The organism is Bradyrhizobium sp. TM102 (assembly GCF_009176685.1).
GTDB lineage: Bacteria > Pseudomonadota > Alphaproteobacteria > Rhizobiales > Xanthobacteraceae > Bradyrhizobium > Bradyrhizobium ottawaense.
Window position 1 is genome coordinate 4,515,052 of the sequence record NZ_AP021855.1, and the last position, 16,877, is coordinate 4,531,928.

The following is a 16,877-nucleotide window of genomic DNA, read 5'->3' on the forward strand; positions in this document are numbered from 1 at the left end:
TCAGTGCGCTCGCGCTGCTACACAGACCAAGGTTGGGGATTTTAACATGAAGAAGGTTTTGCTCGCTCTGACCGCGGTTGCCGCGATGACCGGTTCGGCCTCGGCGGCCGATCTCGGTGCCCGTCCCTACGTGAAGGCCCCGATGCCGGCGCCCGTCGCCAACTGGACCGGCTTTTACGTGTTCGGCGGCGGCGGCGGCGGCCTCTCCAATGCCGACCAGCACGTCCAGACCACCGTTGGTGCGGTTCCGCTGACGATCGACCAGCGTCAGGGCGGCTCCGGTTGGTTCGGCACCGTCGGCGCCGGTTACGACTGGCAGTTCAGCGGCACCTGGGTCGCCGGTGTGTTCGCTGACGGCCAGTTCGGCAGCATCCGCGCCACCATCCAGGATCCGATCGTCGGCATCACCGGCAACCAGAAGCTGGAAACCTCCTGGGCCGCGGGCGTGCGCCTCGGCTGGCTGGTCGCCCCGAACGTTCTCTCCTACGTCAACGGTGGTTACTCGGGCGCCCACTTCGGCCAGACCAACTTCACGACGCTGGGCGGCACTCCCGCCGGCATCCACCTCAACAGCTACAACCGCAACGGCTGGTTCGTCGGCGGCGGTGTCGAGAACAGCCTGAACATCTTCGGCGTCTCTTCGCCCGGCTGGTTCATGAAGACCGAGTATCGTTCGGCCTTCTACAACGCCAAGACCTCGAACGAGCTCTTCGACGGTACCAACGCGCTGGTCGGCCGCGACATCCGCGCCAACAGCTGGAACCAGACGATCTCGACCTCGCTGGTCTACCGCTTCAACTGGACCGGTCCGGTCGTCGCCAAGTACTGATCCGACCAAGTACTGATCCGAACGCAAGTTCAGACGTCAAAGCCCCGGCATCGCCGGGGCTTTTTCGTTATGGTCAGTCGGCGACCAAAGCTCGACTTCAGCGTCGTACGCAGCGGCGAGCTGAGCTTCGATCACTCACATAACGTTGGTGACCGCCTGCCCCCCCGCATCGCGCCATGCGCTGGGCTTCGCCGCGTTGGCTTCTGCCGGCGGCGCCATTGTATCCGGACCAAAGCTACGGCTACTGTGGGCCCAAGCTCTCCTGACCGTGGCGATCGATGCCGCGGGTCGCGACGGAAGCGGACCGACGGGGAGGAATGCATGCGCAGATTTCTGCTTGTAGCAGGCCTGTTTGCCCTCGCCGTCGGGCTGCTCTGGATCGGACAGGGTACGGGTACGGTGCCCTGGCCGCGATCGAGCTTCATGGTCAACCAGCTGCATTGGGCCGGCTATGGCGCCGCCATGGCCGGCTTCGGGCTGGTGCTGATCTGGCAGAGCAACCAATAAAAGAAACCAGGGAATACAAGCATGACATCCAGCCGGTTCGAGCTCCGCGGCAAGGTCGCGGTCGTAACAGGAGGCAATGGCGGCATCGGGCTCGGCATGGCGCGCGGCCTTGCCGATGCCGGCGCCGACATCGCCGTGGTCGGACGCAACGAGGCCAAGTCCAAAGCAGCCGTCGAAGATCTCAGGCAGCGCGGCGTCAAGGCGATCGCGATTGCGACCGATGTCACCGATAGGGCCGCCATCGAAGCCATGATCGCGCGCGTGGTGAAGGATCTCGGCCGCATCGACATCCTCGTCAACAATGCCGGAATGAGCATCCGCAAGCCGCCGCACGAGCTCGAGCTCGACGAGTGGAACAAGGTGATCGACACCAACCTCACCAGCGCCTTCCTGTGCTCGAAGCTTGCTTATCCGGCCTTGAAGGCGTCAGGCAACGGCAAGGTGATCAACATCGGCTCGATGATGTCGATCTTCGGTGCGAGCTTCGCCACCGCCTATGCGGCGAGCAAGGGCGGCATCGTGCAGTACACGCGTGCCTGCGCCAATGCCTGGGCGCCCGACAACATCCAGGTCAATGCGATCCTGCCGGGCTGGATCGACACCGACCTCACCCGCGGCGCGCGGCAGCAGGTGTCAGGATTGCACGAGCGGGTGCTGGCGCGCACGCCTGCGGGGCGCTGGGGCGACATCGACGATTTCGCCGGCATCGCCGTGTTCCTGGCATCGTCCGCGTCGAACTTCGTCACGGGCACCGCGATCCCCGTCGATGGCGGTTTCTCGGTGATGGCCTGAGGCCGGGCCTGTCGGCCATTCAACAACGCAAAAAAGAAGCCCCGGACAAATCCGGGGCTTTAATTTAGGCAGTGCTTTTTTTGATCGTTGGTCGCGTTGCGTCGTCGACGTGCTCAGTAACGGGCAATGACAGGTGCGTCGAACTTGTAGCTCGCGCGCACGACGGCCCACTGGATGTCGCGCGGCTTGGCATCGAAGGTGTAATTCCCCGACGTGCCGCCGAGCTGATAGGTCTGGCTGCCGAAGGCCGCGTAATTGTATTCGAGGCCGACGATCCAGTTGCGGGTGACGCCATATTCCCAGCCGGCGCCGACGGTCCAGCCGTTGGCCCAGTGGGTCTGTCCGCCCGAGCCCGACACACCGACGGTGTCGCTGACCGACAGACGGTTGTTCGCGCCGGCATAGCCGCCCTTGACGTAGAAGAGGTTGTTCTGCACGGCGAAGCCGGCGCGGCCGACCACGGTCGCGAGCACGTTGGTGCGCCAGGAGAACACGTCGTCGCCCGCACCGAACGCGGTGTTCGTGAACGAGCCCTTGTTGTCGAGGCCGGAGATCGTGCCTTCCATGCCGAACACGTAGTTGTTGGCTTGCCAGTTGTAGCCGATCTGGGCGCCGCCCATGATGCCTGCGCTGCGCTGACGATAGCCCTCGCCCGGGACGAGATCGCCGAACGGCGCACCGGTCCCGTTGTTGATGAACTGCTGGTTGGTCCATGCACCGCCGATGTGACCGCCGACATAGAAGCCGGTCCAGTTGAACAGCGGCTCCGCATAGGCGGGCGCCTTGGTGTAGCGCGCACCGAGATCGGCGGCGGAGGCCGCGCCCGCCGAAACCAGAGCGGTCGTGCAGGCGAAGGCGGCAATCAATTTGTTACGCATGGTACAACCCCGTGTCCTTTGATGGACGCACGGTCACAGACGGGTGTTACTAAAATTCGAATCAACAGAGTTAACGCGGCGCATGGGCACGCGCTGGTCCGCAGATCCGTCGGCGCTGTTGCTCGCCCGCAACGCCGCACGCGCGATTTAACGCGACATTATCCCTACCGAATTCCTGGGCTACGATGCCGCTTTCGAATGCACGTGCTCGGGCCGCACGCCGAGCGCAAGCAGGCGCGCCGGAATGCCCTGCAGCCATGGCAGCGCGGTGATGAGGCGCACGATCAGCGGCACTTTGAGCGGCCGATCGCGCTCCTGCAAGGCACTGCTGATGATCTTGTTCTGCACGATCACCTGCATGCGCTGGGTCATCTTCACCGGGAATTCGCGGCGACGGCGCACGGCATCGAGATCGTTGTCGGACGGGCAGCCGTGCTGCATCTTGTCCGCCAGCAGATTGGCGGTCGCGACTGCGTCCTGCACGGCGAGATTGACGCCGACGCCGCCGACCGGAGACATCGCATGCGCGGCATCGCCGATGCAAAGCAGACCCGGCCGCGTCCAGCGCGTCAGGCGGTTGATCGCGACGGTCAGCAGCTTGACGTCGTCAAAGCTCTTCACGTCGGCGATGCCCGACCTGAGGATCGGGGCCATGCGCACGACGTCGTCGAGCAGTGCCTGCAGTCCCCTCGCCTTCACCGCTTCGTGCTGTCCCTTGGCGATGATATAGGCGCACTGCCAATAGTCGCCGCGATCGAACGTGATCATCATCTTGCCGGGCTCGACGCGCGCGAACACGCTTTCCGTCTCGTCGGCCTTGCGGCCGGCGCGGAACCACAGCACGTCCATCGGCGCGCCGATCTCCTCGACACCAAGGCCGGCGCGCTCGCGCACCGTCGAATGCCGGCCGTCGCAGGCGATGGTGAGATCGGCTTCGATGTCGACGACGCCGTCAGGCGTTTTCGCCCGCACCCCCGCGATCTTCTCGCCGCGGCGGATCAGATCGACCGCCTCCGTGCTCATCATCACCTCGAGTGAGGCAAAGCGCCGGCCGGCCTCGCGCAGGAAATTCAAAAAATCCCATTGCGGCATGAAGGCGATGAAGGGGTATTTGGTGTGGAGCCGGCGGAGATCGGCGATGCGCACCGGCGTACCGCCGAACAGGCCGTCCATCTTCTGCAGGCGTTGATGCGGCAGCTTCAGGAAGCCGTCGATCAGGCCGAGTTCGTCCATGACCTCGAGCGTCGAGGGATGCACGGTGTCGCCGCGGAAATCGCGGAAGAAATCCGCATGCTTCTCCAGCACCACGACCTCGATGCCGGCCCGCCCCAGAAGATAGCCGAGCATCATGCCGGCCGGCCCGCCGCCGACGATGCAGCAACGGACTCTTTTCGTCCGGTTCGGTTGTTGGTCGGAGGTCATTGCAGCCGCTATCCACGATGCGAGTATCGATCAAGATATGCCGGACGATTGTAACGCCGGTTCAGGTCGATCGCAGCCTCAATCTGGACGGGTCTCGGCAAGGACGGCTGGCAGCTTCGGATCACGCAGGCCCTCGCGGCCCCCGAATAAACCGCGGGCCCCGTTGTTATGGGGAATACGACCCAAACGGCATCAGCGGGAACGTTCAACGTGGCATGGTTGCTTGCAGGCGTGGCAGCCTGGCTGGCCATCAACATCGCGCTCGTCTATCTGCGCACGCGGCGAAGCGGCAATGCGGAAGAGAGCGAGCCGAAGGTCTAGCTTTGCCTGCGGCGACGGCCGCGCGCGGCTCAGCCTTTCTCGTCAGAGCAGCCGGTCGCCACTTGCGATGCAACGAGAAAGGCCCGCGCTGCGCGGGCCTTTCATGCAGCAGAGCCAGATTATTTCTGATCTTCATTGCTGGTCCCGGAGCCCGGAGTGCCGATCGGCAATCCGTTCGGCGCGTGACCAACACCAGCGTTCCGCTCAGCTTGCGCCGCTGTCGGCGACGTGCCGTTCGCAGTCGGCGACTGAACGTTCGGATTGTTCTGACCTCTGTTGGTGTTGACGTTGGCCCCGGTGGTGGTGCTATGCGTCCCCATTCCTGAAGGGGCCGACGGCCCTGAATTGGCGCTGCTGGATGACGTACCTACTCCGGCACCCGAGCTGGCCGCGGATCCCGCGCCGGCGCCGCCGGTCCCCGTACCGGCAGCGGCACCCGCGCTGGCGCCGCCCGCACCACCGCTGCCCGCACCACCGCCGCCTCCCCCGCCTCCCTGGGCAAAAGCGGACGTCGAAAGTGCAGCGCATGCGAAAGCTACGAGGATGGACTTGCGGATCATGGATCGTCTCCCTGGTTTGGTGGACAATCCAGGTGACCAAGGAGTTGTTCCTTCGCCTGCGGCGAACAGGCGCCCGCTACCTCAAGGCTTCGACTTCCGTTCCCATGGGCGCTTGCCGTCGGCGTCGCGGTCCCAGGGACGCGTCATCGGAGCTCCCTTTTCATCCTCGGCGGCCTTCGCACGGTCCGATTGGACGCGTTCCCGGTCGGTCAGTGGCGGCGTGGGGATAGGAGTAGTTTGCGCCAGAACCGGAAGCGTCGTGAGGAGCGCGACGAGGATGAATTTTGTCATCCCCGGCTCTAACATTTCCACCGTTGACTTGTCCGATTTAAGTTCGTCCATTCCGCCACGCCCGCCCGATCGACACGCCCTCAATTATTGCTGCGGTTCGCGCTGCGGAAACTCTTGATCTCCGAGACGCTGCCGTCGCGATAGGTCAGCTCTACGGAGACGGACTGTGTGCTCGGTGCGAGCTTCATGTAGAGCGGCATGCCCGCAGTGATCGCACTGGGGTCGCGCATGTCGCAAGCAGGCATCTTCAGCACCTGGTTGGGCACGGCAGTGTCGATGCCGATGCGCACCTCGCGGATGGCGCAGCGATAGGACACGAGGTGCGTGTAGTAGACCAGCAGCCCGTTGAACTCGCGGAACGACAGCCAGCTCGTCGATGTCATGTCGAGGATCTTGCGCTGGTCGCGGATCAGCGCGGCCTCGGGATCGAACCGGATCGGGAACGGCCCCTGCATGTCGCCGGACTGATCGACATAGCGGACCTCGATGGTGCCGGCCGCAGCATCCGGCGGCAATTCGATCGACGGGTTCGGCATCCGCTTGCGCGTGCGCGGATCGAGCGTGTCGATGAAGCCGGTCTCGCGGAAATCGCCCTTGCCGGCCATGCGCCAGGAAATGCCGAGCGTCGGGTCGGCGAACGAGAACACCACGCTCCAGCCGCCATTGTGCCGCGAGAAGCTCGCGATCGGCGCGTTGAGGGTCTCCTCCTTCGGCAGTTGCGGCACCGACACCGGCGGTAGCGCCGCGAGCTTCTGCGGTGGCGGATCAGCCGGCCGCGCGACGGCATCCTTCGCCATGCCGCTGAGGAAGACGTCGTCGACCATCTGGTCGAAATAGACCGGCACCTGCCTGTGCTTGACGGTATCGGCCATCTCGCTGACGGCACGGCGGGTGCGCTGCGCCACCTGCACGAGGTTCTCGCCGGGCTGAAGCAGCTCCTTGGCGAAGGTGCGCGTGAACACCGAATTGGGATTGGTGTCGTCGTTGGAGAGGCGGTCGAGCGCGGTCTGGCGGGGACCTGCCGAAAACACCGAGAACACACCTTCGGGCAGTTGCACCATCGGAGCAAGCCCGCCACCACCGGCCACCGCGCGGGTACCCTTGCGCTCGAACGGGTTGTTGCGGCAAGCGTCGAACACCAGGATCGAGGTCCGCGCCTTCTTGTTCTGGAGGCGCTCGACGATGCGGTCGGCCAGGATCGAGGCGTCACGCACCAGCTCTTCCTGCCCTTCGGTCGCCGCCGGCACGTCCGTCGGCAGCAGGTAGTTCTGGCCTGCGATCTCGAAGCCGTGGCCGGCGTAGAAGAAGAACGCGGTATCGCCCGGCTCGATCGCCTTGTCGAAGGCGAGCAGGGTCTCGGAGAATTGCTGCCGGCTCTGGTTCTCGGCGATCATCACCGAGAAGCCGAGCTGCTTCAGCGTATCGCCCATGGTGCGGGCGTCGTTGACCGCCTTGAGCAGCTTCGGGACGTTCCTGTAGTCGTTGTTGCCGACGACGAGCGCGACACGCTTCTCGGCATAGGCGGGAGCTGCGAAGCCGCTCAGGCCCGCCGCCAGGCCAAGGGCCGCCAGAATTCTGAAAAGCCGACGCGTCATCGCAAGATTCCCGTTGCAGAACGGCGCCAAGCCGCTTCCCTCGAACAGCAGTTCATTGGACCCCCTGCCGCTGTGTGATAGTCGGCCCAGACGTTACCGTGGTTCAAGGAACCTGGGCCGCGGTTCCATGATCTGGCTATGGCAGATTCCCGTGGAATCTGCTCTTTCTAGGGCAATTGCGCTGCAAGCGAGGGCTGCCGTGTATCGCTGGTGTACCGACGAGGTCGAGCCGCACGATCGCTTCGACTATTGGCGCGAGGTGCGCTCCAAGGGATTGTTCGGTGTCACTGCCGAACTCGCGCGCGAACGGCGCGCGGACTTCTTCGGCGAGTTCTCGCTGCGCCAGCTTGGCGGCGCCGGCCTCGTCGAGCTGAAGGCCTCGCAATATGCGGTCGAGCGCAGCACCTCCGACATCGCCTACGCACCCGGCGACAGCATCTGCGTCTACCAGCAGCTCGGCAGCGGCGGCTGGTTCGGCGGCATGCGCGGCAACGACTTCGCGATCGCCCCCGGCAGTTTCGCCACCAGCCATACCGACCTGCCCTACCGCACGGCGCCGCTCGGCGCCGGGGGCTTTCACCTGCGGATCCTGAAGATTCCGGTCAGCACCATCCCGGCGCAGGACAAGCGCATGCGCGAGCTTGCGCCCCGGACGTTCGGCGACCCCACCCTGGCGCCCCTGCTCGGGGCCTGCTTTGCCGAGCTCGGCGAAGCCTCAACGGATCAGGGCGACAGCGATGCGACCTCTCTCGTCCAGGCTTTGGCCCATCTGGCGCTGATCGAGCGCGGCATCGTCAGGCCCGGCAGCCGGCGCGGACAGGCCGCGCTGCGGACCGCCCGCCTCTCGCGGGCCCGGCGCCTGATCGCGGGCCACCTGCAAAACCCGGATCTGGCACCGACGATGGTGGCCGACGAGCTCGGCGTGTCCGTGCGCCACCTGCACATGCTGTTCGAGACCGCGGCGAAGAGCTTCTCACAGACCGTGACGGACGAACGCCTGAAACAGAGCCGCCGCCTGATGCGTGAGGCACCCGAGCGGCTGATCGCCGACATCGCGACCTCCTGCGGCTTCGAGAGCCTGGCAACCTACTACCGGGTCTTCAATGCCGCTTATGGCATGGCCCCGGGTGACTTCCGGGCGCAGGGCTCGGATAGGCGTTAGCCGCCGTTTTGGCGGCTCAGGCCGGAGCGCGGGGTTGGGCGGAAAAACCCCAGTCGCACCCGCTATTTGGTAAAAACCTCAGGTTTTTTAGGACCTTCCCGCGCCCGCTCCATTGACTTTGGCCGATTCCCGCCTATGTTCCGGGGCGACGCGGCTCAGATCGAAGACCGATTCCTGAGCCTGGCGCTTTGTTCGCGTGAGTCAGCACCCCCAGCTTCTTTGAGAGCGCGCCGTTTCGGGGTGGAACGCGACAGCCTTATTACCCTCGATTCCGAACGGCGGTTTCGACCAGAGGCTCAATGTCCTTTTCAGATCTCGGACTGTCCGAAAAAGTCCTCGCCGCAGTGGCGGCCACCGGTTACACCACCCCCACCCCCATTCAGGAACAGGCGATCCCCCACGTCCTCGCACGCAAGGACGTGCTCGGCATCGCCCAGACCGGCACCGGCAAGACCGCGGCCTTCGTGCTGCCGATGCTCACCATCCTCGAGAAGGGCCGGGCCCGGGCGCGCATGCCGCGCACGCTGATCCTCGAGCCGACCCGCGAGCTCGCGGCCCAGGTCAAGGAAAACTTCGACCGCTACGGCGCCGGCCAGAAACTCAACGTCGCGCTTCTGATCGGCGGCGTTTCCTTCGGCGACCAGGATGCCAAGCTGACGCGCGGCGTCGACGTGCTGATCGCCACCCCCGGCCGTCTGCTCGACCACACCGAGCGCGGCGGTCTGCTCCTCACGGGGGTCGAGCTGCTCGTCATCGACGAGGCCGATCGCATGCTGGACATGGGCTTCATCCCCGACATCGAACGCGTCTGCAAGCTCGTCCCGTTCACGCGACAGACCCTGTTCTTTACCGCGACCATGCCGCCGGAAATCCGGCGCATCACCGAAGCCTTCCTGCACAATCCGCAGAAGGTCGAAGTGTCCAAGCCTGCCACCACTGCCGTGACCGTCACGCAATCCCAGGTGCCAGCCGGGCGCGAGGCGCACGAGAAGCGCGAGCTGCTTCGCCGCCTGCTGCGCGAAGCCAAGGATCTCAAGAACGCGATCATCTTCTGCAATCGCAAGCGCGAAGTCGCCATCGTTCACAAATCGCTCCAGAAGCATGGTTTCAGCGTCGGCGCACTGCACGGCGACATGGACCAGCCGGCCCGCATGGCGGCGCTCGAACAGTTCCGCAAGGGAGAGCTACCGCTCCTCGTCGCCTCGGATGTCGCCGCCCGCGGCCTCGACATTCCCGAGGTCAGCCACGTCTTCAATTTCGACGTTCCCCACCATCCCGATGACTACGTCCACCGCGTCGGCCGCACCGGCCGCGCCGGTCGCACCGGCACCGCGATCTCGATCGTGACGCCGCTCGACCAGAAGTCGATGGTGGCAATCGAGAAGCTGATCGGCCAGAGCATTCCGCGCGCCGAAGGCGACTTTGAAATCCACGCCGAAGCCTCCGATGGGACCGAGCGTCCGCGCGAGTCGCGTGGCCGCGAACGTTCACGCGGCGGACGCGGCAAGCCGCAGCGCGGCCGCGACCGTGAGCGCAGCCACGAGCCGCGCGAGCCCCGTGGCGAGGCAAGACATGCTTCCGAGGCCAAACATTCTTCTGAAGCAAAGAGTTCTTCGGAGGCAAGACAGCCCGCCGAAGCAAGGCATCGTTCCGACGACAAGCGCAGGGCGGAGCCGCGTCACGACGCGCGCCAGCAGGCCAATAATTCGCACGTGCCGTCGATCGGCCGTCCCGAGCCCCGCCGCCAGCGCGAGGCCGACAGCGAGCCGGGCGATCACTCGCATCTGCCGGCGTTTCTGCTGCGGCCGGTCCGCTCCCCCGCCGGAGCCTGAGGCGCGAGGCGCCCCAGGTTTCGGTTGAGCAAAGCCGCCGCACAATTTTTTAGATGCATTCGTGAACGTATATTTACGGGGTGTTCACGATCGTCCGTTAGCCTACGAACATAATTTAAGCATTGCTGCGGTCGACGGCGCACCGACCGCTGTGGGGTATGTTCCGTGGTCAAGGTTCTCGACGAACACGAACGCACGATGGCGTTCGCCGAGGTAGCGCTCGGGCAGATCCGATCGCTGCGGCAGACGGCAATTCCCCGCAACTATGAGATTTGGTACGTCTACGCCACCGGCTACAACGCGCCGCTCAACAAGATCGTCAATGAGACGCTGGCGCGCAGCGGCAAGCTGACTGAAGCCGATCTCGAGCAGATCTACGAGACCTATCTCTCCCACATCAAGACCACCGACCGCATCGACAAGGTCGGCGCGCGCGTCATCGGCGAGATCGACGACGTGATGAAGGTCTTGAGCGATGCACTCGGCATGACCGGCTCCTACGATGCCAGCCTGTCGGGGGCCACAGAGAAACTGGCGTCGGCCAAGAACCGCGAGCAGATCAAGGCGATCGTCGAGACGCTGCTCCGTTCGACCAGCGAGATGCGCGAAACCAACAAGACGCTGGAAGACCGGCTGACGCTGTCGAAGAACGAGATCAGCAATCTCCAGCAGAGCCTGGAGGCGATCCGCGCCGAGAGCCTGACCGATCCGCTCACGGGCCTTGGCAACCGCAAATATTTCGACCGCATGATCGACATGGCGGTGCAGAGCGCCCTCGCCTCGGGCGAGCCGCTGTCGCTGCTGCTGTTCGACATCGATCATTTCAAGTCGTTCAACGATTCCTACGGCCATCTCACCGGCGATCAAGTGCTGCGGCTCGTCGGCCTGTCGCTGAAGCAGACCATCAAGGGCCAGGACATCACCGCGCGTTATGGCGGCGAGGAATTCGCGGTCGTGCTCCCCAACACCGCACTGCGTCAGGCCCTCACGGTGGCCGACCACATCCGCCGCGCAGTGATGGCGAAGGAATTGAAGAAGAAGTCCACGGGCGAGATCCTCGGCCGCGTCACCATCTCGGTCGGAGTCTCCATGCTCAAGCAGGGCGACGACACCGACGCGCTGATCGAGCGTGCGGATGCCTGCCTCTATGCCGCCAAGCGTAACGGCCGCAACCGCGTGATCTGCGAAGCCGATCCGGAATACGCGGTCGAGACCCACAGCCGGGTGGCGTGACGCGATCGCGGCATGCCGAACGGCTGCGCTTGACATTCCAACGTGACGACCGCCATCTTCTGCGCCGCCAGACCGCGAGCGTTGAGGACTTGTCGTCGTGCCTAATCCCCATGATTTTCACACGCCGCAACCGTCCTACACCAGGGACGAACTGCTGAAATCGAGCGACGGCGGCTATTTCGGGCCGGGCAATGCGCAACTGCCGGCCCCGCCGATGCTGATGATGGACCGCATCACGGAAATCAGCCTGGACGGCGGCGAATTCGGCAAGGGCCATATCGTCGGCGAGCTCGATATCGTGTCGGACCACTGGTTCTTCGATTGTCACTATCGAGGTGATGCGATGATGCCGGGGAGCCTGGGTCTGGATGCGATGTGGCAGATGGTCGGCTACTGGCTCGGCTGGTCGGGCTCACCGGGCAAGGGCCGCGCCATCGGCGTCGGCGAAGTCGAGTGCACGGGCACCATCACTCCGGAGACGCGACGCGTGCGCTACGAAGTCGCCATGCGGATGGTCCGCCGCGGCAAGCTGGTGCTCGGAATTGCCGATGGCCGCGTGCTGGCAGATGGCATATCGATCTTTGTGGCGAAGGATATGCGAGTTGGTCTGACTAAGGCTACAGACTGAGATCCCATAGGGTGGGCAAAGGCGCGTAGCGCCGTGCCCACGATCTCTCGCGATGACATCCTGATCGTGGGCACGCTCCGCTTTGCCCACCCTACCGCACCTTCCTTTTGGCTGCCTTCTTGGCCAACCGCTTCTTCGGCGCGGCTTTTTTTGCCGCCGCCTTTTTCTTCGGCCGCGTCTTCACCTTGGCGCGCTGGGCGGCGGCGAGTGCCGCCCTCGCCCATTGGGCGAGCTCGGCGGAATCGTCGAACAGGCGCGCCGGCAGCTCCCAATAGGAGTTGACCACCACGGTCCTGGCGCGGGTCGAGTACTGAAACGGCTTTGAGCCTTCGGCTTCAAAGTCCGGGATCGTCACCTCGTCGGCGCGCAAGAACAGGCCGGCACGCAGTGACAGCGCGAAGTTGATGCCGTCGGCGGAGATGCCGTAGCCGGAGAACATTTTCCGGATGGTGACGGGCCCGAAATCGGCAAACAGGTCGGTCAGGAATTCGCGGTCCATGGGCCCCCTCGTGCCCCGGACGCAGCGCAGCGTGTAACGATGCGCTGCTGAGCCGGGGCCCAGTCTTTTGCGCTGGTGACTATAGCGTGGGTCCCGGCTCTGCGCAGCAGCGCGAGGAGCGCTGCGGCACGTCCGGGACACGAGAGTCTTGGGAAGGCGTTATCCGTCGATCTTGGCCGGCCGCAACTCAACCGACTCGCCGCAGCCGCAGGCGGAAATCTGGTTCGGATTGTTGAAGACGAACTGGGCCTGCATCTTGTCGGCCTTGTAGTCCATCTCGGTGCCGAGCAGGAACAGCACGGCCTTGGGATCGACCAGGATCTTGACGCCCTTGTCCTCGACGACCTCGTCGGTCGGGCGGACGTCGTGGGCGTATTCGACCGTGTAGGACTGGCCGGCGCAGCCGCCGTTCTTCACGCCGACGCGCAGGCCGACGATCTCCGAATCGGCGCGCTGGGTCAGCTCGGTGATGCGCTGGGCAGCAGCGTCCGTCAGCCGCATCACCTGCGGGCGCGGCCGCCGCGGCTTCGGAGTGGATGCTGGTGTCGCCTGGGTCATCTTATCTATCTGGTCCGTTGCGGAGCAAATTCAATGCTGAGATTAAGCGTCACCACATGTTGAGCACGAGGCGCGCCTCGTCGCTCATGCGCTCGGGCGACCACGGCGGCTCCCAAACGACCTTGACGTCGACCACGCCGACGCCGGGGACGCTGGCAACCGCGTTCTCGACCATGGTCGGCAGCTCGCCGGCGGCCGGGCAGTTCGGCGTCGTCAGCGTCATCTGGACGTCGACGGAGCGATCGTCCTTGATTTCGACCTTGTAGATCAGGCCGAGCTCGTAGATGTCGGCCGGGATTTCCGGGTCGAACACGGTCTTCAGCCCGGCGATGATCTCCGTGGTCAGCCGCTCGGTCTCCTCCGGCGGCAGCGCCGAATGGGTCTCCATCGGACTAGCTTTGATTTCGGCCGTGTCACTCATGCGAACAAATCCCGCGCCTTCAAAAGCGCCTGTGCCAGATGATCGACTTCTTCCCGCGTATTATACATGCCGAACGAGGCTCGGCAGGTGGCTGTTACGTTGAACCGCTCTAAAAGCGGCATCACGCAATGGGTGCCGGCGCGCACCGCGATGCCCTGGCGGTCGATCACGGTGGCGACATCGTGGGCATGCGCGCCCTTCAGCTCGAAGGAGATCACCGGGCCCTTGCCCCGTGCCGTGCCGATCAGCCGCAGCGAATTGATCTCGCGGAGCCGATCCTGGGCATAGGTGGTGAGATCGTGCTCGTGCGCGGCGATGCGCTCCTTGCCGATCGAATTGACGTAGTCGATGGCAGCGCCAAGGCCGACGGCCTCGACGATCGCGGGCGTGCCCGCCTCGAATTTGTGCGGGGGGTCGCCATAGGTCACGACATCGCGCGAGACCTCGCGGATCATCTCGCCGCCGCCGTTGAAGGGGCGCATCGCGACGAGGTGGTCGTACTTGGCCCAGAGGATACCGATGCCGGTCGGCCCGTAAACCTTGTGGCCGGTGAAGACGTAGAAATCGCAGCCGATGTCCTGGACGTCGACGGGCAGATGCACCGCGCCCTGGCTGCCATCGACCAGCACGGGAATGCCGCGCGCGTGGGCGATTCTGACGACCTCCTTGACCGGCACGATGGTGCCGAGCGCGTTCGACATCTGCGTGATCGCGACCAGCTTGGTCTTGGCCGTCAGCAGCTTCTCGAACTCGTCGATGAGGAAATTGCCCTCGTCGTCCACGGGCGCCCATTTGATCACGGCACCCTGGCGCTCCCTCAGGAAGTGCCACGGCACGATGTTGGAGTGGTGCTCCATGATCGAGATGACGATCTCGTCGCCTTCCCCGATGTTCGGCCCGCCCCAGGACGAGGCAACCAGATTGATCGCTTCGGTCGCGTTGCGGGTGAAGATCACTTCTTCCGTACGGGGCGCGTTAATGAACTGCGCCACCTTGGTGCGACCGCCCTCATAGGCTTCGGTCGCGGCATTGGCGAGGTAATGCAGGCCGCGATGCACGTTGGCGTATTCGCTAGTGTAGGCCTGCGTCATGCGATCGAGCACGGCGCTCGGCTTCTGCGCAGAGGCGGCGTTGTCCAGATAGACCAGCTTCTTGCCGTAGACCTGCATGGCGAGCGCCGGAAAATCCTGGCGCACGCGCGCGACGTCATAGGCACCGTTCCTGACTGCGGGATGCGTGCTCATGACCGCCGCTCCAGCCAGCGCTCGGCGATGCCGATCACGTGCTCGCGCAAACCGTCATCGGCGATCTGCTCGATCGCCTCGCCCACGAAAGCCTGGATCAGCAGCGCCTGGGCCTGCTTCTCCGGCAGGCCGCGGGCCTTCAGATAGAACAACAGGCTGTCGTCGAGCGCGCCGGCGGTGGCGCCGTGGCCGCAGGAGACGTCGTCGGCAAAAATCTCGAGCTCGGGCTTGTTGTCGGCCTCGGCCTCATCCGAGAGCAGCAGCGCGCGCGTCATCATCTTGCCGTCGGTCTTCTGCGCATCGGGACGGACGATGATGCGGCCCTGGAACACCGAATGGGCGCGATCGTCGATCACGGCGCGGAAAACTTCGCGGCTGACGCAGTTCGGCACGGCGTGGTCGACCACCAGCGTGGTGTCGCCGTGCTCGGTCTTCTGCAACAGGTTGACGCCGTTGGCCGAGAGCTCGCTGCCCTCGCCCGCCAGCGTGATGAAGCCCTGGAGGCGGCTGACCGCGGCGCCGGTCGTCATGTTGAAGAAGTTGAGCTTCACGTTGGCGCCGACGGTGACGAAGTGCGACGAGACATTCAGCGCGTCAGGCGCATCATCCATCAGGCGGATATGGGCCACGTCGGAATCGTCGCCGACCGTCACCAACACAGCGTCATGGACCTGGTAAGTCTTGGCGCCAGCCGCGACAAAACTCTCGATGATGGTGGCGCGCACGCCCTTCCCGACCGCGACCTGCGAACGGGTGAAGGCCGACGCCGACGCGGCCGTCGCAATGTGGATGATCTGGACCGGCGCGGACAGCTGCGCGCCGTCGGCAATCGACAGCACCACGCCATCGGTCGCCATCGCCGCGTTCAGCGCGATCACGGCATCGGTGGACGCGGTCTTCAGCAGACCGGCATCCTTCTCCAGCGTTTCCCGCAACGTGCTGAAGCCCGCCTCGGCTGCCAGCGCCTTCACGTCGGAGAGATCGGCCGCGAACACGCCGTCGACCAGCACCAGCTTGCGGGCGCCCGCGATCGCATGCACCTTCACAGCGTCCGCGGCGCGCTTCAGCGCGGCCGCGTCGGGCGCGGCCGCAAGCGGCAGCACCTCGCCGACCAGCGCGCGCAGGTCGGTGTATTTCCATTCCTCGATCCGGCGGTGCGGAAGGCCGAGACGCTCATAGGTCTCGAACGCCTCGCGTCGCACGGCGGTGACCGCGGTCGAACCCGGCAGCCGGCCCTCGGCGCTGGTGAAGAGATCGCTCACCGCGCGGCCCTTTCCGGTCTTTGCCACAGCAACGTTCATCGCAAAATTCCTTACGCGGCGTCCTCGAACTGGGCATATCCGGAGGCTTCCAGCTCCAGCGCCAATTCCTTGCCGCCGCTCTTCACGACACGGCCCTTCGACATCACGTGCACGACGTCGGGCACGATGTAGTTCAGCAGCCGCTGATAATGGGTGATGACGACCATCGCGCGCCCCGGCGAACGCAGCGCGTTGACGCCGTCGGCAGCAATGCGCAGCGCGTCGATGTCGAGGCCGGAATCCATCTCGTCGAGGATGCACAGGCTCGGCTCGAACAGCGCCATCTGCAGCACCTCGTTGCGCTTCTTCTCGCCGCCGGAGAAGCCGACATTGACGCCGCGCTTGAGCATGTCCTGCGGGATGTTCAGCGACTTCGAGACCTCACGAACCTTCTTCAGGAAGTCCGGCGTCGAATATTCGCTCTCGCCGCGTGCCTTGCGCTGGGCGTTCAGCGCGGTGCGCAGGAAGTTCATGGTGGCGACGCCGGGGATCTCGACCGGATACTGGAACGCCAGGAACACGCCCTTGGCGGCGCGCTCGTCAGGCGACATCTCCAGGAGATCCTCGCCCCTGAACAGGATCTGGCCGTCGGTGACCTCGTAACCGGGCTTGCCGGCGATCACGTGGGAGAGCGTCGATTTGCCGGAACCGTTCGGCCCCATGATCGCGTGCACCTCGCCCTCGTTCACGGTCAGCGTCAGCCCGTGGAGGATCTCACGCTCCTCGACACGAACCTTGAGGTCTTTCACTTCAAGCAAAGCCATTTTGGTGTCCAGTCTATTCAAATGATGCATGGAGCGCTTA

Annotated in this window: 16 protein-coding genes and 1 pseudogene; 7 read left to right on the forward strand and 10 right to left on the reverse strand. The window is 64.7% G+C overall.

The features are described 5' to 3' along the window. Positions 1-46: 46 nt before the first annotated feature. The 3 genes from GDN70_RS21590 to GDN70_RS21600 all read left to right on the forward strand — a co-directional run bounded on the left by GDN70_RS21590 (position 47) and on the right by GDN70_RS21600 (position 2,128). Positions 47-829, forward strand: a complete 783-nt coding sequence (locus GDN70_RS21590; RefSeq protein WP_018323049.1) for an outer membrane protein — start codon at positions 47-49, stop codon at positions 827-829. A 321-nt stretch (positions 830-1,150) separates the two neighbouring features. After that, on the forward strand, positions 1,151-1,336 hold the full coding sequence (locus GDN70_RS21595; RefSeq protein WP_028144810.1) for a hypothetical protein: 186 nt from the start codon (positions 1,151-1,153) through the stop codon (positions 1,334-1,336). 21 nt (positions 1,337-1,357) lie between these two features. Next, complete coding sequence (locus GDN70_RS21600) at positions 1,358-2,128, forward strand: SDR family NAD(P)-dependent oxidoreductase (RefSeq protein ID WP_028144811.1); 771 nt, start codon at positions 1,358-1,360, stop codon at positions 2,126-2,128. Between the two features lie 113 nt (positions 2,129-2,241). Here the strand turns inward: GDN70_RS21600 and GDN70_RS21605 are convergent, their stop codons facing one another. From GDN70_RS21605 to GDN70_RS21625, 4 genes are all read right to left on the reverse strand, one after another. Continuing rightward, complete coding sequence (locus GDN70_RS21605; RefSeq protein WP_028144812.1) at positions 2,242-3,006, reverse strand: outer membrane protein; 765 nt, start codon at positions 3,004-3,006, stop codon at positions 2,242-2,244. Between the two features lie 180 nt (positions 3,007-3,186). Continuing rightward, a complete protein-coding gene (locus GDN70_RS21610; RefSeq protein ID WP_152103013.1) occupies positions 3,187-4,428 on the reverse strand; it encodes an FAD-dependent oxidoreductase in 1,242 nt (413 codons plus the stop codon). Between the two features lie 962 nt (positions 4,429-5,390). Next, a complete protein-coding gene (locus tag GDN70_RS21620) occupies positions 5,391-5,651 on the reverse strand; it encodes a hypothetical protein (RefSeq protein WP_244625807.1) in 261 nt (86 codons plus the stop codon). A 29-nt stretch (positions 5,652-5,680) separates the two neighbouring features. Further along, a complete protein-coding gene (locus GDN70_RS21625) occupies positions 5,681-7,195 on the reverse strand; it encodes a caspase family protein (protein WP_152103014.1) in 1,515 nt (504 codons plus the stop codon). Between the two features lie 199 nt (positions 7,196-7,394). Here GDN70_RS21625 and GDN70_RS21630 point away from each other — a divergent pair, with 199 nt between their 5' ends. The 4 genes from GDN70_RS21630 to fabA all read left to right on the forward strand — a co-directional run bounded on the left by GDN70_RS21630 (position 7,395) and on the right by fabA (position 12,050). After that, a complete protein-coding gene (locus GDN70_RS21630; protein WP_028144816.1) occupies positions 7,395-8,357 on the forward strand; it encodes a helix-turn-helix domain-containing protein in 963 nt (320 codons plus the stop codon). A gap of 299 nt (positions 8,358-8,656) precedes the next feature. Next, complete coding sequence (locus tag GDN70_RS21635; protein ID WP_038946660.1) at positions 8,657-10,189, forward strand: DEAD/DEAH box helicase; 1,533 nt, start codon at positions 8,657-8,659, stop codon at positions 10,187-10,189. 165 nt (positions 10,190-10,354) lie between these two features. Continuing rightward, on the forward strand, positions 10,355-11,422 hold the full coding sequence (locus GDN70_RS21640) for a GGDEF domain-containing protein (protein WP_028144818.1): 1,068 nt from the start codon (positions 10,355-10,357) through the stop codon (positions 11,420-11,422). Between the two features lie 97 nt (positions 11,423-11,519). After that, complete coding sequence (fabA, locus tag GDN70_RS21645) at positions 11,520-12,050, forward strand: bifunctional 3-hydroxydecanoyl-ACP dehydratase/trans-2-decenoyl-ACP isomerase (RefSeq protein ID WP_038946657.1); 531 nt, start codon at positions 11,520-11,522, stop codon at positions 12,048-12,050. Between the two features lie 69 nt (positions 12,051-12,119). Here the strand turns inward: fabA and GDN70_RS21650 are convergent. The 6 genes and pseudogenes from GDN70_RS21650 to sufC form a co-directional block, all read right to left on the reverse strand. Further along, positions 12,120-12,549: pseudogene (locus tag GDN70_RS21650) on the reverse strand (TfoX/Sxy family protein); the annotation flags it as partial. Between the two features lie 159 nt (positions 12,550-12,708). Continuing rightward, positions 12,709-13,107, reverse strand: coding sequence for an iron-sulfur cluster assembly accessory protein (locus GDN70_RS21655; RefSeq protein ID WP_018323036.1), 399 nt, complete (start codon positions 13,105-13,107; stop codon positions 12,709-12,711). A 49-nt stretch (positions 13,108-13,156) separates the two neighbouring features. Beyond that, positions 13,157-13,528, reverse strand: a complete 372-nt coding sequence (locus GDN70_RS21660) for an SUF system Fe-S cluster assembly protein (protein WP_018323035.1) — start codon at positions 13,526-13,528, stop codon at positions 13,157-13,159. Then, entirely contained in the window at positions 13,525-14,772 is a 1,248-nt protein-coding gene (locus GDN70_RS21665; RefSeq protein WP_038946653.1) for a cysteine desulfurase, read from the reverse strand. The genes GDN70_RS21660 and GDN70_RS21665 overlap by 4 nt, the downstream gene beginning before the upstream one ends. Then, positions 14,769-16,073, reverse strand: coding sequence for a Fe-S cluster assembly protein SufD (sufD, locus tag GDN70_RS21670; protein ID WP_038946652.1), 1,305 nt, complete (start codon positions 16,071-16,073; stop codon positions 14,769-14,771). The genes GDN70_RS21665 and sufD overlap by 4 nt, the downstream gene beginning before the upstream one ends. Before the next feature lie 11 nt (positions 16,074-16,084). Further along, positions 16,085-16,837 (reverse strand): Fe-S cluster assembly ATPase SufC, encoded by a 753-nt coding sequence (sufC, locus tag GDN70_RS21675; RefSeq protein ID WP_038946651.1) that lies wholly within the window; start codon positions 16,835-16,837, stop codon positions 16,085-16,087. Positions 16,838-16,877: the final 40 nt, after the last annotated feature.